Here is a 15533-nt window from a genome sequence, read left to right as displayed (position 1 = left end):
GGTCCGCGGCCGCCCGCGCGGAGCGAACTCCGGGCGCGGCGTGCCCCCGCTCGGGGTCCCCGCCACGCTGCAACGGCCGGCCGGGCCTCGCGCCTGAGCGCGCGATCACGCGCGCGAGGCAGGACGCGTGGCCGGAACGGCCTCCGCCGGGCCCCGGCAAGGGGCCCTGCCCGGCCGGCCACCCCGGGCTGCCCGGAAAGCCTTTGCCATTCCCGCCCGGCGGGAGTATGCCCCGCCTGCCCCGAGGGCCCGTCCGCATGTGCCCGCCGAACCGCCAGAGGCCTGTACCCGGATGCCCGAATTCACGCTCACGCTCGTCGCCGAAATCCTGCTCGTCGCCCTCTGCCTCGCCGGTGGCGGCGTGCTGAAGGGCGCCACCGGCGCGGGCGCCCCGCTGCTCGCGGTGCCGGCCATCGCGGCGATGTTCGACGTGCGCCTCGCGGTGATGGTGATGCTGGTGCCCAACCTCGTCACCAACCTCTGGCAGGCCTGGCGCTACCGCTCGGAGATGCCGGTGCGCGCGCTCATGCTGCCGCTGGTGGCGGGCGGCATCGCCGGGATCCTGCTCGGCACCTGGGCGCTGCGCGACCTGCCGATGACCGTGCTGCCCCTCACCGTCGCCGTGGCGGTGGCGGGCTACATCGGCCTGCGCCTCGCCCGGCCCGGCTGGGGGCTCTCGCTCGCCCAGGGGATCCGCTACGCCTTCCCCGCCGGCCTCGCCGCCGGACTGCTGCAGGGTGCTACGGGCATTTCCGCCCCGGTGTCCATCACCTTCCTCTCTGCCCTGCGGCTCGGCCGGGTGCCGTTCATGGCCGGCATCTCGCTGTTCTTCTGCACCTTCACCGCGGTGCAGATCCCGGCCTTCTGGGCCGGCGGGCTGATGACCGGGTCCGGCCTGCTCGCCAGCGCCTGCGCCCTCATCCCGATCACCGCCGCCATGCCGCTGGGCGCGCGGCTGGCGCGGCATGTCTCGCCCGCCACCTTCGAGCGCATCCTGCTGGTGCTGCTCGGCACGCTTTCGGCCAAGCTCGCGATCGACGCGCTCACGGCTCTCGCCGCCTGAGGCGGGGGCAAGCGGGGGCCTCGCCCGGGGCCCGCGCCTTGGCTATACTCCCGGTGCGGCCCGCGTCAGGCGACGGGCCGGCAGACCGGAAGGAACCCCCGATGCGTCTCGTCCCCGGCTTCACGCCGCGCCGTGCCCCCCGCTCCCGCCCCCACCATACCGCCATGCCCCCTGCCGGGCTGCGCGCCGCCCTCCTGCTCCTCGCCGGGCTCGCGGGCGCCCAGCTGCCCGGTGCGGCGCCGGCGCAGGAGCTTTCCCCGGTGCCCGCGCGCCGGGCCGTCGCCACCTCGGGGGTGGATTTCTTCGGCGCCGACCTGCGCTCCATCCTCGACACCGAGCTGCGCTTCTGCGACAGCGCCTGCCGGGCCGACGCCTCCTGCACCGCCTTCACCTACAACCTCTCCGCCTCCGCCTGTTTCCTGAAATCGGGACCGGGAGAGGAGCGCCCCTTCGCCGGCGCGCTCTCGGCCCGGGTGCTCGACGTGCCGGCCGCCACGCGCCAGACCGCGGCCGCCCGCGCATCCTCGCTCACCTTCCTGCCCCGCGGCCGGCTGCAGGGTGCCGCCGCCCTGGCCCGCAGCCTGCCCTATGATTATCCCGCCCCGCCGGGCGCTGCCCCCGCCGCGGCCGGAAGCCCGGTGGCCGCGGCCGCCGCCACCGCCGCGGCCGAGGACACGGCGGAGGCCTGGCTCGCCCTCGCCCGCGCCGCCGCCATGGCATCCGAGCGCGGCGGGCAGGACCGCTACCAGCTCGCCGAGCTCTCCCTCAACGCCGCGGTGAACGCCGTGTTGCGCGCCGGCCCGCCCGAGCTCGCCGCCACCGCGCTCGACATGCTCGCCGCCCGGCTGGAAGCGGCCGAGGAGGGCGAAGCAGCCCTGGGCGCCCTGAAGCTCGCCGCCTCCCTCTCCCCCGCGCCCGAGATCGCCGAGGCGCTGGAGCGGGCCCGCCGGCTCTGGGGCTTCCGCATCCTCGACCAGCAGGTGGAGGCCGACAGCGCCGCCCCGCGCCTGTGCATCCGCTTCTCCGCCCCGCTCGCCCCCGCGGGGGTCGATTACGCGCCCTTCGTGCAGATGGGCGGCCCCGCCCTGCCGGCCGAGCCCGAGGGCGACCGGCTGTGCATCGAGGGCCTGGCACATGGCGAGACTTACGCCCTCACCCTGCGCCGCGGCCTGCCGGCGCGGGACGGCGAGACCCTGCGCACCGCCGCCACGATCGAGGCCTACCTGCCCGACCGCGCGCCCGCCGTGCGCTTCCCGGCCCGGGCCTGGGTGCTGCCGCGCAGCGCCGAGGCCGCCCTGCCGGTGATCACGGTCAACACCGACACCGTGCGCCTGCGCATCAGCCGGGTGCCCGAGCGCGGCCTGGTCGACACCCTGCGCAACGGTCGCTTCCTCGGCGCGCTCGACGCCTGGGACGAGCGCCGCATCGCTCAGGACAGCGGCGCGCTGGTCTGGGAGGGCACCGGCGACGTGGCGCGCCGCGACAACGCGGAGGTGACCACGCTGCTGCCGCTGGGCGCCGCGATCCCCGAGTTCGAGCCCGGCGTCTACCTGATGACCGCCCGCACCGGCGCGGACGAGGAGGACTGGCAGTCCGCCGCCACGCAATGGTTCGTGGTCACCGACATCGGCGTCGCCACGCTGGGCGGGGCCGACGGGCTGCATGTCTTCGCCCGCTCGCTGGGGGAGGCCACGCCGCTCGAGGGCCTCACGGTGAAGCTGCTCGCGCGCAACAACGACCTGCTCGGCACCGCGCGCACCGATGCCTCGGGCGCCGCCCTCTTCGCCCCGGGCCTCACCCGCGGCGCGGGCGGCATGGCCCCCGCCGCCGTGACGCTGGAGGGGCCGGACGGCGATTTCGCCTTCCTCTCGCTCGAGGACGCGCCGCTCGACCTCTCCGATCGCGGCGTCTCCGGCCGCCCGGCGCCCGGCCCGGTGGACGTGTTCCTCAGCCTCGACCGCGGCGCCTACCGCCCGGGCGAGACCATGCATGCCACCGTGCTCGCGCGCGATGCGCAGGCCAAGGCCCTGCCCGGCCTGCCGCTCACCGCCATCCTCACCCGCCCCGACGGGGTGGAGGCCACGCGCCGGCTGCTCGCCGATGCGGGCGCCGGCGGCCATGTCTTCGACGCCGCCCTGCCGGCGGGGGCGATGCGCGGCACCTGGTCGCTGCGCATCCACGCCGACCCCGAGGCGCCGGCCCTCGCCGAAACCGCGCTGCTGGTGGAGGATTTCGAGCCCGAGCGCATCGATTTCGACCTCACCCTGCCCGACGCGCTGCTCGACCCTGCCGCCCTGCCGCCCCTGGGCGTGACGGCCCGCTACCTCTACGGCGCGCCCGGCGCGGGGCTCGAGGCCGAGGGCGAGCTGGTGCTCGCCCGCACCGACCGGCTCGAGGCCTGGCCCGGATACCGCTTCGGCCTCGCCGAGGAGAGCATCGCGCCGGTCGCCGCTCCCTTCGCCCCGGGGCTCATCACCGGGCCGGAGGGGCGGCTCTCGCTCGCCCTGCCCACGCCGGAGGTGCCCCCGGTCTCCGGCCTGCTCACCCTCACCGCGCGGCTGCGCCTCGCCGAGGGCTCCGGCCGGCCGGTGGAGCGCGAGATCACCCGCGCCCTGCGCCCCGAAGGCCCGCGCATCGGCCTGAAGCCGCTGTTCGAGGGCAACCTGGGCGAAGGCGCCACCGCCGCCTTCGAGGCCATCGCCCTCGCCCCCGGCGCCGACGGCACGCTGGCCCCCGCCACGCTGACGGAGGTGCGCTGGACCCTCTCGCGCCTGCACATCACCTACCAATGGTACCAGGACGGCCAGGACTGGCGCTATGAGACCCTCACCCGCCCCGAGCGCGTGGCCGCAGGCACCGTGAGCCTCGCGCCCGGCACCCCCGCGCGCATCGAGGCACCGGTGGACTGGGGCCGCTACGCGCTCGTGCTCACCGCGCCCGATGGCGGCGGCATCGCCACCAGCGTCACCTTCTCCGCCGGCTGGAACACCGCCGCCGCCGGCACCGACACGCCGGACCGGCTGGAGGCAGCCCTCGACAAGCCGCGCTACGCCGTGGGCGAGACCGCGCGCCTCCACCTCGTGCCGCGCGAGGCGGGCGAGGTGCTGGTGCAGGTGATCACCGACCGGCTGGTCGCCATGCGCGCGGTGCGCCTGGGCGCGGAGGAGACCACCGTCTCCCTCCCCGTCACCGACGACTGGGCGCCGGGCGCCTATGTCTCGGCCACGCTCATCCGCCCGGCGGACGCGGGCGCGGGGCGCAACCCCACCCGGGCCATCGGCATCGGCTGGGCCGGCATCGAGCCGGGCGCCGGCGCGCTCGACGCGCGCTTCACCTCCGCGCAGGAGGCCCGCCCCCGCGCGCCATACGAGGCGGTGTTGGAGGTGGAGGGCCTCGCCCCTGGCGAGACCGCCCATGCCACGCTGGCGGCGGTCGACCTCGGCATCCTCAACCTCACCGGCTTTGAGACGCCCGACCCGCTCGGCCATTACTGGGGCCAGCGCCGCCTCGGCATGGAGATGCGCGACCTCTACGGCCGGCTCATCGACGGCTTCACCGGCGAGACCGGCGCCCTGCGCTCGGGCGGCGACAGCTCGCCCTCGCGCCTGCAGGCCCCCGCCCCCACGCAGGAGCTGCTCGCGCGCTTCGCCGGCCCCCTCACCGTGGGCGCCGACGGCACCCTGCGCGTGCCCCTCGATGTGCCGGCCTTCAACGGCACCATGCGGCTGATGGCGGTGGTGTGGTCGGCAAGCGGCGTGGGCGCGGCCACCAGCGACGTGCTGGTGCGCGACCCGGTGGTGATGAGCGAGGCCCTGCCGCGCTTCCTCGCCCCGGGCGACGAGAGCCGCCTCGGCCTCACCCTCACCCATGCCTCCGGCCCCGCCGGCGAGGTGAGCGTGCGCGTGCAGGGCACCGGCGTGGAGATCCCCGCCCAAGCCCGCGAGCAGGTGGTGACGCTGGCGGAGGGCGGGCGCGCCACGCTCGACATCCCCCTCACCGCGGGCGCCGCCGGGCCGGGGCACATCGACGTGTCCCTCACCACCCCGGGCGGCGAGACGCTCGACACCCGCCTCGCGCTCGACGTGATGGCGAACGACCTGCCGGTGGCCCGCCAGACCCGGGTGGAGATCCCGCCGGGCGGCAGCCTCACCCTCGGGGCGGATGCGTTCGACGGGCTCGTGCCGGGCACCGCCTCCGCCACCCTCGCCCTCGGCCCCGCGGCGCGCTTCGACGTGCCGGGCCTGCTGCTGGCGCTCGACCGCTACCCCTACGGCTGCACCGAGCAGCTCGCCTCCGCCGCGCTGCCGCTGCTCTACCTCGGCGACATGGCGGCCGCGGCGGGCATGGACACGCCCTCCGGCCTCGCCGCGCGCATCGAGAAAGCCATCGCGGGGGTGCTCGCCAACCAGTCCGGCTCCGGCGCCTTCGGCCTCTGGGGCCCGGGCGACGGCGACCTCTGGCTCGACGCCTACGTGACCGACTTCCTCTCCCGCGCCCGGGCCACCGGCCACACGGTGCCCGATGTCGCCTTCCGCATGGCACTGGGCAACCTGCGCAACCGGGTGAGCTATGCCGGCGACTTCGAGCATGGCGGCGAGGGCATCGCCTATGCGTTGATGGTGCTGGCGCGCGAGGGCGTCGCCTCCACCGGCGATTTGCGCTACTACGCCGACACCCGCGCCCATGCCTTCGCCACGCCGCTGGCCCTCGCCCAGCTCGGCACCGCGCTCGCCTATTACGGCGACCAGCCCCGGGCCGACGCTCTGTTCCGCCGCGCCGCCACCCTGCTCGGCGCAGGCGAGGCGGACGACACGCTCTGGCGCGTCGACTACGGCTCCACCCGGCGCGACGCGGCCGGCGTGCTGGCGCTGGCAGCCGAGGTGAACAGCACCGCGGTGGACCGCGAGGCGCTGGCGCGGCAGATCACCCGGCCGGGCCCGCTCTCCGAGCGCTCGACGCAGGAGAACGCCTGGGCGCTGCTCGCCGCCCGCGCGCTGCTGGAGGGGGGGGCCGTCGAGGCCACGCTCGACGGCGCGCCCCTCACCGGCCCCGCCATGCGCCGCCTGCCCGCGCCGGCCGAGGGCGCGCCGGGCACGGTGATCGGCAACGCGGGCGCGGCACCGCTCGAGGCCGTGGTCACCACCCTCGGCGTGCCCGACCAGCCCGAGCCCGCGGGCGGCAACGGCTACCGCATCACGCGCGACTACTACCACCTCGACGGCACCCCGGCCGACCTCACCGCGCTCAGGCGCTCCGAGCGGCTGGTGGCCGTGCTCACCGTCACACCCGAGCGCGACACGAATGCCCGGCTGATGGTGGACGACCCCCTGCCCGCGGGCCTGGAGATCGACAACCCGAACCTGCTGCGCGCCGGTGACATCGCCGGGCTCGACTGGCTGGGGCTCATCGAGACCGGGGCGCATACCGAGGCGCGGGCCGAGCGCTTCCTCGCCGCGGTCGACTGGTCGGGCGACGCGCCGCTGCGCCTCGCCTACGTGCTGCGCGCCGTCTCTCCGGGCGTGTTCCGCCAGCCGGCGGCGAGCGTGGAGGACATGTACCGCCCCGCCTACCGCGCCCGCACCGCGGCCGGCGAGGTGACGGTGCGCCCGTGAGGCGGCTGGCCCGGCGGCTCGCGGCGGGGCTCGGCCTCACGGTGCTGGGCTGGCTCACGGCCGGCGCGGTGCTGGACGCCTGGGTGGCCCGCACCGAGCTGCCGCCGCTCGCACCCGCGATGTCGGAGACCGTCACGGCCCGCGACGGCACGCTGCTGCGCGCCTACACGGTGGGCGACGGCACCTGGCGCCTGCCCGCCGGGCCCGCCGAGGTCGACCCCGGCTATATCGCCCAGCTCCTCGCCTGGGAAGACCGCCGCTTCGCCCGCCACGATGGCGTGGACTGGCTGGCGCTGCTCCGCGCCGCGGCCCAGGCACTGCGCCACGGGCGCATCGTCTCGGGCGGCTCCACGCTCACCATGCAGGTGGCGCGGCTGATCGAGCACGGCGCCCCGGGCAGCCTGCCGGCCAAGCTGCGCCAGATCCGCGTGGCGCTGGCGCTGGAGCAGCGGTTGGGCAAGGACGAAATCCTCGCCCTCTACCTCGCCCGCGCGCCCTTCGGCGGCAACGTGGAGGGGGTGCGGGCGGCCGCGCTGAGCTGGTTCGGCCACGAGCCGGCGCGGCTCTCGCCCGCCGAGGCCGCGCTCCTCGTCGCCCTGCCGCAATCCCCCGAAACCCGGAGGCCGGACCGCTTCCCCGAGGCCGCCCGCATCGCCCGGAACCGCGTGCTGGAGCGCGCCGCCGCCCGCGGGCTCATCGACGCGCGCACGCTGGAGGGCGCCCGCGCCGCCCCGGTGCCGCGCGCCCGCATCCCCTTCCCGATGCTCGCCCCGCATCTCGCCGACCGGCTGCGCAGCGGCGACGGCGCGCGGCACGAAACCACCCTCGACGCCGGGCTGCAGGCGCGGCTGGAGCGCCTCGTCTCCGCCCGCGCCCGGGCGCTGGGGCCGGGGCTTTCGGCGGCAATGATCGTGGCCGACCACCGCAGCGGCGAGGTGCTGGCCGAGGTCGGCTCGGCCGATTACCTCGACACCGCCCGGCGCGGCTTCGTGGACATGACCCGCGCCCCGCGCTCGCCCGGCTCGCTGCTCAAGCCGCTGATCTACGGGCTCGCCTTCGAGACCGGCATCGCCCATCCCGAGACGCTGATCGAGGACCGCCCGATGCGCTTCGGCGCCTGGGAGCCGCAGAATTTCGATCATGCCTTCCACGGCACGGTGAGCCTGCGCCGCGCGCTGCAGATGTCGCTCAACATTCCCGCCGTGGCGCTGCTCGACGCGGTGGGCCCGGCCCGGCTGATGGCGCGGCTGCGCCGGGCGGGGGCGCGGCCGGTGCTGCCCGACACCGCCGGCCCCCCCGGGCTTGCCATCGGGCTCGGCGGGCTGGGGATGTCGCTGCACGATCTCGCCACGCTCTACGCCGGGATCGCCCATGGCGGCGTGCCGATGCGACTTTCCGCACTGCCCGGCCAGGGCGGCGACGCGGCGGGGCCGCGCCTGCTCTCCGCGCCCGCGGCCTGGCAGGTGGGCGACGTTCTCGCAGGTGTCGCCCCCCCGCCGGCGGCGGCACCCCGGCGCGTCGCCTACAAGACCGGCACCTCCTACGGCAGCCGCGACGCCTGGGCCATCGGCTTCGACGGCGCGCATGTGATCGCGGTGTGGATCGGCCGGGCCGATGCCGCGGCGGTGCCCGGCGCGCTGGGGGCGAGCGAGGCCGCCCCGCTGCTCTTCGACGCTTTCGGCCGGCTCGCCCCCCGCGCCACCCCGCTGCCGCCGCCCCCCGGCCCGGTGCTCACGCTGGCGAACGCCGGACTGCCGCCGCCCCTGCGCCGCTTCCGCCCGCGCGGCGCGGCCCTTGCCGCCGCCCCCGGCCCGGAAATCGCCTGGCCGCCCGACGGCGCGCGCATCCCTCTCGCGGCCGGTCCCGCAGCCGCGCTCACCATCCGCGTGCGCGACGGCAGGCCGCCCTATACCTGGCTCGTCGATGGCCGGCCGCTGCCGAGCATGCCCTTCGACCGCGCCGCCCGCTGGACCCCCGCCGGCCCCGGCTTCGTCTCCATCTCGGTGATCGACGCGAGCGGCGCCGCCACCCGCGCCCGCGTGCGCCTGGAGGCAGCGGCCCCCGCAGGCCTCTCCGCCACCTGCTCCGGCCCCCTGCGCCCGGTGACCTGCGGCAACTGAAGCGGCACAGGGGCGTGCGCCCGCGCCGGTGTCACGCCCCCGGGGCCATGCCCATCCCAGCTCTGCCGGTATCGCGCGGCCCCGTGGCGGGCGCCGCCGGCCCCTCGGGAAAGGCGCCCCGTCCCCTTCTCGGCCAGGCCGACACCGCCACCCGCGGTCCCGCCGCCAGGCGGGGCCGGGCCCGACGAACTCCCCTCCCGCCCCGGGAGGGGATGAGGAGGGCCTCCCCCCGGGTGCCGCCCCCCCGCGCCGTCAGGACCGCGGGCGGTCCTCCGGGTGCCGCGCCTCGGGGCGGGGCACCCGGGAGGCGTCGCGCAGCCAGCCCTTGCGCAGGATGAAGGTCAGGATGCCCCCGGCCACCAGCACCATCACGCCGAGCGCCGCCGGGTAGCCGTAGGCCCATTGCAGCTCCGGCATGTTCCAGGGCGAGCCCTCGAAGTTCATCCCCCAGAGTCCGACGAGAAAGCTCAGCGGGATGAACACGGTCGAGACCACGGTGAGGATCTTGATGATCTCGTTCATCCGCGCGTTCTGCATCGAGAGATACACCTCGAGCAGGCTGGAGGCGGTCTCGCGGTAGCTCTCGTTCATGTCGATGATCTGCACCACGTGGTCGTGCACGTCGCGCAGGAAGACACGGGTCTCCTCGCTCACCAGCGCGATGTCGCCGCGCTGCAGGCTGTTGACCATGTCGCGCGTCGGCCACATGGCCCGGCGCACCGCCATCAGCCGGCCGCGCATCTCGTGCAGGCGCAGCATCTGCGAGGGGTCCGGGCCGGTGAGGATCTCGTCCTCGAGGTCGACCAGCGTGTCCCCCGCCCGCTCCAGCGCCGGGAAATAGCCGTCGACCACCGCGTCGATCAGCGCATAGGCGAGATAGCCGGTGCCGCGGCGGCGCATCTGGCTCTTCGGGTCGCCCAGCCGGCGGCGCACCTCGCCGAAACAATCGCCCCTGCGCTCCTGGAAGGTGATCAGGAAGTCCTCGCCGAGGAAGAGCGAGATCTGCTCGCTTTCCAGCGGCCGGTCCTGGTGGAACATGCGCAGCACGGCGTAGACATTGGTCTCGAAGCTCTCCAGCTTCGCGTGCTGGCCGAGGTTCACCACGTCCTCCAGCGCGAGCTGGTGCAGTCCGAACTCCTCGCCCACCGCGCGGATGAAGCCGATGTCGCGCAGGCCGGTGACGTCGAGCCAGAGCTTCCGGCCGGCGGCGCGGGCGGCGCGCACGGCCTCGAGTGTGCCGGGCCCGGACGCGCCCGCCGACCCGTCGTCGAAGGTGATGAGCGTGGCTTCGGTCTCGTGGGCCTGGGGATCGGGCGTGAGGGTGCCCGGGCGGGCACCCACGGGTGTGCGCTTGCGGCGGCGGGATCGAAGGCGCGGCGAGGACATGGGCAGGCTCCGTTCGGCGGGCCGCGACGGGCACGCGGCGGAAAGGCGTCAGGCCGCGGGCGCGGCCGGGGAAACCACCCGCCGGAGTGCGGCGCGTGGGGGCGGGGCGGCCCCGCTGTCCACATATGGACGGGCGCGCGGCCCTGTCAAACCGCCCGCGCTCAGCCGCCGCCCAGGGCGACCTGCAGCGCCACGGCCCCGGCATAGAGGGCGAGCATGATCGCGCTCTCCGAGCCGATGCGCGCGAAGCCCACGCGCTCGCGCAGGATGAGCCCGCCGGTGAGCGTGCCGGTCATCAGCAGCCCCACGGCCACCCAGAAGTAGTCCTGCATCCCCACCGCGTGGTAGAGCGAGCCCTCGCGGTAGGAGATGTCCGCGGCGGTGAGGAACAGGGTGTCGAACGTGTTGCCGCCGATGATGCCGCCGACCGCGAGCTGCAAGGCCCCGCGCCGCACCGCGGCGAGGGTGGTCACCAGCTCGGGCAGCGAGGTCACCACCGCCGTCAGCAGCGCCCCCACCAGCGAGGCCGACAGGCCCAGCCTGTCGGTGCCCACCGCCGCGGTCCGCGCGATCACCCATCCCGCCAGGCCCATCGCCAGCATCAGCAGGCCGAATTCCGCCGCCAGCCGGGCGGTGCTGCGGCGGGCGACATGCGCGGGCTCCTCCTCCGGCGTGTCGGCGCGGGTGTCATGGGTGTGCACCGGCGTCCACATCGGCGCCTCGCGCACGCCGCGGCTGGCGCGCAGGCCGAAGAGGTAGACGAGCAGGATCGCGAGCGACACCGGGTGCACGCCGAGCAGGGTCCATTCCGGCAGGGTGAGGGCAAGCACGGGCAGGCCCAGCAGCACCATCAGCAGCAGGCCCTGGAAGATGTTGGTGAGCTCTGCCGCCGCGTGTTCGAGATTGGCCCGGCGGAACACGAGGTCGGCGAGGCCGAGGAAGGCGGTCTGCGCCGCGATGCCGCCGATGCTGTTGGAGAAGGCGAGCGAGGCGCGCCCGTCGAGCGCCGAGGTGATCGAGACGATCGTGCCGCTGAGCGAGGTCGCCGCCCCGAGCAGCAGCCCGCCCACCAGCGCCTCGCCCAGCCCGGTGCGGTCGGCCAGCCGGTCGGCGAGCCCGGTCATCCGCAGCCCGCAGCCCAGCACCACCGCGCCGGCGGCAACGAAGGCGAGCGCCAGCCAGCCGGTGGCGAGATCGGTAAACACGTGCTTCCCCCTTCCCTTGCGCGACGGCCTGCCGCGCCTCCCCATGGTGATCGGGCCCCGGTCATCGGCACCCCGGTCCTCGGAGCGCTCCCCGACAGCCCGCGCCCGACCTCGCGTCGCGCCGGAACGCGCGCCGGCGAGTTCGCGTCGCGCCGGGACGGGCGCCGGCAACATGGCGGGCCGGCGGCGCCCCCGGGGGGTCAATGCCTGCCTCCGCGACAGGGTTTCGCGCCGCCGGGCGCGGCAATCGGTCTCCCCGCCCGCCGCGCCTTCTCGCGCCCTTCCCCCCGCGGCCCGGTTGCGCCAGCGAGGGGGCCGTGCGCCCGCGCGCACTCCCGGGACCGTGCCCGTGCCGGCACGGCAAATCGTGCCCGCGGCGCGCTGTCGTGGCAATCGGCCTGAGCCCGAGGGGCGCGACTGCTCTGCCCGCGCTCGCCTTCCCGCCCTCGCAGCAGGCCGGCGCGCCCCTGCCTCACGCAGCGGTGAGGCGGGCCGGCCGGAACCCATGCGGGCCGCCTCCCGTTGAGCAGCCATCACCGGATACAACGGAACACACGAAAGGAGACCCGGCATGACCGACATCCGCGACTCCCGCATTCTCATCATGGCCACCGACGGGTACGAGCGCTCGGAGCTGCGCTACCCGCATCTCGAGCTCAGCCGCCGCGGCGCGACCGTGGAGATCGCCGCCCCGCATGACGGAGAGATCCGCAGCTGGGACGAGACGGACTGGGGCGACAGCATCGCCGTCGACCGCCAGGTCTCCCGGACCAGCGCCGAGGATTTCGATGCGCTGGTGCTGCCCGGCGGCCAGATCAACCCCGACAAGCTCCGGCTCGACAAGGATGCCGTGGCGTTGGTGCGCGCCTTCCTCGATGCCGGCAAGGTGGTGGCCGCGATCTGCCACGGCCCCTGGCTGCTCGTGGAGGCCGACGCCCTGCGCGGCCGCGAGGCGACCTCCTTCTGGTCGATCCGCACCGACCTGCGCAACGCCGGCGCCCATTGGGTCGACAAGCCCGTGACCGCCGACCAGGGCATCGTGACCTCGCGCTGCCCGGACGATCTGCCCGCCTTCGTCGACAAGATCGAGGAGGAACTGCGCGAGGGCCGGCACGAACGCCGCGCGGCCTGAGCCGGCGCGACACGGACGCAGCGCCGCCCGAGCCGGCGCAGCACGCAGCATCCTGCGCGAAGGGGGCCCGCCGGGCCCCCTTTCTGCTGCGCTCTCAGCGCCCTATCGCATAGGCCTGCTGGAGCCGCGGCGTGGCCGCTGCCTGCACCTGGCCGTCGGCATGGCGCATCACCGCGGTGAGGCGGCCGAGCGACCATTCCGGCGCCACGCTCACCCGGTGGCCGCGGCGTCGCAGGCCGGCGATGGTGGCCTCGCCCAGCCCCGGCTCGACCACCAGCTTCCCCGGCTCGGCCCTGCGCGGCCAGAAGGACGACTGGAAATGCGCACTGTGAAACAGCGGTGCGTCGATGGCCCGCTGCATCCCGTAGCCGTGGTGGACCATGCGCAGGAACCAGACGAGCTGCCACTGGTCCTGCTGGTCGCCCCCGGGGGTGCCGAAGGCGAGCCGGGTGCCCCCCTTCTCCGCCAGCGTGGGGGTGAGGGTGGTGCGCGGCCGCCGGCCGGGGCCGAGCGAAGCGGGCTGGCCCTCGTCGAGCCAGAACATCTGCGCGCGGCTGTTGAGGCAGAAGCCGAGGCCGGGGATCACCGGCGAGCTCTGCAGCCAGCCGCCCGAGGGCGTGGCCGAGACAATGTTGCCCCAGCGGTCGGCCACGTCGAGATGCACGGTGTCGCCGCGCCCCGCTTCCAGGTGCGCCATCGTGGGCTCGCCCGCCCCTCCGGCCACCTCCCCCGCGAGCGGCGGCCAGGCCGCCCGCTCCACCACTGCGCGGGCGAGATGCTCGCGCCCCGGCAGCAGGCCGGGCCGCTGGTCGAGCGACGCGGAGGGGCCGATGAGCCTGCGCCGCCCGGCGGCATACTCCTCCGACAGAAGGTGGTCGAGCGGGATATCGTGCCAGGCGGGGTCGCCGTAATAGGCCTCGCGGTCGGCATAGGCGAGCTTGATCGCCTCGGTCACCAGATGGACGAATTCCTCGCCTTCCGGGTCCATGGCGCCCAGATCGAAGCCGCGCAGGATGGCCAGCGCCTGCAGCAGCACCGGGCCCTGCCCCCACGGTCCGGTCTTGTGCAGGGTCCAGCCGGCATAGTCGAGCCGCACGCTCGGCTCGTAGCCCGCCCGCCATTCCGAGAGGTCGGCGCGCGAGAGCAGGCCGCCATGCGCGGCGCCGCTCGCGTCGACCACCTTCGCGGTGGCGAGGTAGCCGAGGACGGCCTCGGCCACGAACCCCTCCCGGAAGATGCGCCGTGCCGCCTCGATCCGGGCCACGCGATCGGTGGCGGCGGCCTCCGCCTCCTCGACCAGGCGGGTCCAGGTGGCAGCGAGCGCGGGGTTGGCGAAGAGCGCGTCGGGCCGGGGCAGCGCGCCGCCGGGGGTCCAGGTTTCGGCCGAGCTCGGCCAGTGCCGGGCGAAGAAGGGCGCGAGCCCGGCGATCTCTTCCGCCGCCCGGGGCAGCAGCGGGTGGCCGTCGCGCGCATAGCCGATGGCGGGCATCAGCGCCTCGCGCAGCGACAGCGTGCCATGGTCGCGCAGCAGCAGCATCCAGCCGTCGAAGGCGCCGGGGATCACGGTCGCGAGCAGGCCGGAGCCGGGGATCTCCTCCAGCCCTTCGGCGCGGTAGCGCGCCGGGGTGGCGGCGCGCGGCGCACAGCCCTGGGCGCATAGGACCCTCGTCCCGCCCTCGCGCACCGCGTGGAAGATCGCCGGCAGGTCGCCCCCCGGGCCGTTCAGGTGCGGCTCGACCACCTGCAGCACGAACCCCGCGGCCACGGCGGCATCGAAGGCGTTTCCGCCCCGCTCCAGCACCCCGAAGCCCACCGCGGACGCCAGCCAGTGCGTGGTGGCGAGCGCGCCGAACGTGCCGCGGATCTCCGGGCGGGTGGTGAAATGCTGCATGCGGTCTCCGGAAAGCTGCGGCGAGGGAGGCGCAGGAATTCATAGCGCCATCCCGGCCCCGTTGCACGCGGCAATGCGCCGGCACGCGCTCCCCCGGGCGGGGCCGCGGTTGACATCCCGGTCGCACCGGCGGCACCCTTTGCCGGTCCACGCCCCGCCACGCCCGAGACAGGCCATGCCGCATCCCGCACCCGACACCGCAGCCACGCCCCACGCGGCGCTCTTCGCCCGCCTCGGGCGCTCGCGCTTCCGCAGCCGCTTCCGCCTCGGCGCGCGCGAGCGGGCGGAGCTGGACCGGCGCGGCAGGGAGAAGATCCTCGCGCACGGGAGCGATTTCATCGCCGACCGCCTCGCGCCCGCCGCCCCGCGCAACGACGGCCGCCAGACCCCGATGCGCGGCCATCCGGTGTTCATCGCCCAGCACGCCACGGCCACCTGCTGCCGAGGCTGCCTGGCGAAATGGCACGGCATTCCCGCCGGCCGCGCCCTGTCGGCCGCCGAGCAGGCGCATGTGCTCTCGGTGATCGCAAGCTGGCTCGACCGCGAAGCCGGCATCCCCTGACCCCCGCCCGGACCCGGAAGGACCCGCCATGGCCGCAGCCACTCCCGGAACCCGCGCCCTCCGGGCCGCCGGGGTCGATTTCGAACTGCACCCCTACCCCTACGATGCCGCGGCCGCCCGCACCGGCCTGCAGGCGGCCGAGGCGCTGGGCATCGCCCCCGGTCTGGTGCTCAAGACCCTGATGCTCGAGGCGGACGGACGCCCCGCCTGCGCCGTGATCCCCTCAGACCGCGAACTGTCGATGAAGCGCGCCGCAGCGGCCTTCGGAGCGCGCCAGGCCGGGATGATGCCGGTGCCGAAGGCGGAGCGGCTCACGGGCTACCATGTCGGGGGCATCAGCCCCTTCGGCCAGAAGCGCCGGATTCCGGTGGCCTTCGAGGAAACGGTGCTGGGCGCGGATCGGGTCTGGATCAACGCCGGCCAGCGCGGGCTCCTGCTCTCGCTCGCGCCCGCCGCCGCACTGGCGGCGCTCGGTGCCGTCGGTGCCGTCGGTGCACCGCTGGTGGCACAGGCAGGCCGAGACCATCCCGAATGATTTAATTTTCCGTATAAGTATATCGCA

The 15533-nt window shown here is 75.5% G+C and carries 9 protein-coding genes; 6 read left to right on the top strand and 3 right to left on the bottom strand.

Annotated features, from left to right (window positions below; all coding sequences use genetic code 11):
- Positions 1-292 precede the first annotated feature (292 nt).
- From D3P35_RS22860 to pbpC, 3 genes are all read left to right on the top strand, one after another.
- Positions 293-1063: a sulfite exporter TauE/SafE family protein gene (locus D3P35_RS22860; RefSeq protein WP_118138252.1), complete on the top strand. Its 771-nt coding sequence runs from the start codon at positions 293-295 to the stop codon at positions 1061-1063.
- A gap of 101 nt (positions 1064-1164) precedes the next feature.
- Positions 1165-6675 carry an alpha-2-macroglobulin family protein gene (locus tag D3P35_RS22855; RefSeq protein ID WP_232830606.1) on the top strand — a complete coding sequence of 1837 codons (5511 nt, stop codon included), beginning with the start codon at positions 1165-1167 and terminating at the stop codon, positions 6673-6675.
- Positions 6672-8795: a penicillin-binding protein 1C gene (pbpC, locus tag D3P35_RS22850; protein WP_370032331.1), complete on the top strand. Its 2124-nt coding sequence runs from the start codon at positions 6672-6674 to the stop codon at positions 8793-8795. Before D3P35_RS22855 ends, pbpC begins: the two co-directional genes overlap by 4 nt.
- A gap of 252 nt (positions 8796-9047) precedes the next feature.
- Here the strand turns inward: pbpC and corA are convergent, their stop codons facing one another.
- Together corA and D3P35_RS22840 are read right to left on the bottom strand one after the other, a co-directional pair.
- Positions 9048-10181: a magnesium/cobalt transporter CorA gene (corA, locus tag D3P35_RS22845; RefSeq protein WP_118138251.1), complete on the bottom strand. Its 1134-nt coding sequence runs from the start codon at positions 10179-10181 to the stop codon at positions 9048-9050.
- 161 nt (positions 10182-10342) lie between these two features.
- Positions 10343-11386: a sodium:calcium antiporter gene (locus D3P35_RS22840; protein ID WP_232830605.1), complete on the bottom strand. Its 1044-nt coding sequence runs from the start codon at positions 11384-11386 to the stop codon at positions 10343-10345.
- 571 nt (positions 11387-11957) lie between these two features.
- Between D3P35_RS22840 and D3P35_RS22835 the strand changes: the two genes are divergently transcribed.
- Positions 11958-12518 (top strand): type 1 glutamine amidotransferase domain-containing protein, encoded by a 561-nt coding sequence (locus D3P35_RS22835; protein WP_118138249.1) that lies wholly within the window; start codon positions 11958-11960, stop codon positions 12516-12518.
- Between the two features lie 94 nt (positions 12519-12612).
- Here the strand turns inward: D3P35_RS22835 and D3P35_RS22830 are convergent, their stop codons facing one another.
- Positions 12613-14409, bottom strand: a complete 1797-nt coding sequence (locus tag D3P35_RS22830) for a gamma-glutamyltransferase family protein (protein WP_118138248.1) — start codon at positions 14407-14409, stop codon at positions 12613-12615.
- Between the two features lie 175 nt (positions 14410-14584).
- Here D3P35_RS22830 and D3P35_RS22825 point away from each other — a divergent pair, with 175 nt between their 5' ends.
- Positions 14585-14971 (top strand): DUF4186 domain-containing protein, encoded by a 387-nt coding sequence (locus D3P35_RS22825; RefSeq protein ID WP_118138247.1) that lies wholly within the window; start codon positions 14585-14587, stop codon positions 14969-14971.
- Positions 14972-14999: 28 nt separating this feature from the next.
- Positions 15000-15506 carry a YbaK/EbsC family protein gene (locus tag D3P35_RS22820; RefSeq protein ID WP_118138246.1) on the top strand — a complete coding sequence of 169 codons (507 nt, stop codon included), beginning with the start codon at positions 15000-15002 and terminating at the stop codon, positions 15504-15506.
- The last annotated feature ends 27 nt before the right edge of the window (positions 15507-15533 follow it).

The organism is Oceanicella sp. SM1341, assembly GCF_003448965.1.
In the GTDB taxonomy this organism is placed as follows: domain Bacteria; phylum Pseudomonadota; class Alphaproteobacteria; order Rhodobacterales; family Rhodobacteraceae; genus Paroceanicella.
This window is presented reverse-complemented; position numbering and strand designations above follow the sequence as displayed.

Bases quoted from the DNA above. Each gene is read 5' to 3' on its own strand.
- D3P35_RS22825 (WP_118138247.1), top strand. From the start codon at position 14,585: ATGCCGCATCCCGCACCCGACACCGCAGCCACGCCCCACGCGGCGCTC.
- D3P35_RS22820 (WP_118138246.1), top strand. From the start codon at position 15,000: ATGGCCGCAGCCACTCCCGGAACCCGCGCCCTCCGGGCCGCCGGGGTC.
- D3P35_RS22830 (WP_118138248.1), bottom strand. From the start codon at position 14,409: ATGCAGCATTTCACCACCCGCCCGGAGATCCGCGGCACGTTCGGCGCG.
- D3P35_RS22860 (WP_118138252.1), top strand. From the start codon at position 293: ATGCCCGAATTCACGCTCACGCTCGTCGCCGAAATCCTGCTCGTCGCC.
- corA (WP_118138251.1), bottom strand. From the start codon at position 10,181: ATGTCCTCGCCGCGCCTTCGATCCCGCCGCCGCAAGCGCACACCCGTG.
- D3P35_RS22835 (WP_118138249.1), top strand. From the start codon at position 11,958: ATGACCGACATCCGCGACTCCCGCATTCTCATCATGGCCACCGACGGG.
- D3P35_RS22855 (WP_232830606.1), top strand. From the start codon at position 1,165: ATGCGTCTCGTCCCCGGCTTCACGCCGCGCCGTGCCCCCCGCTCCCGC.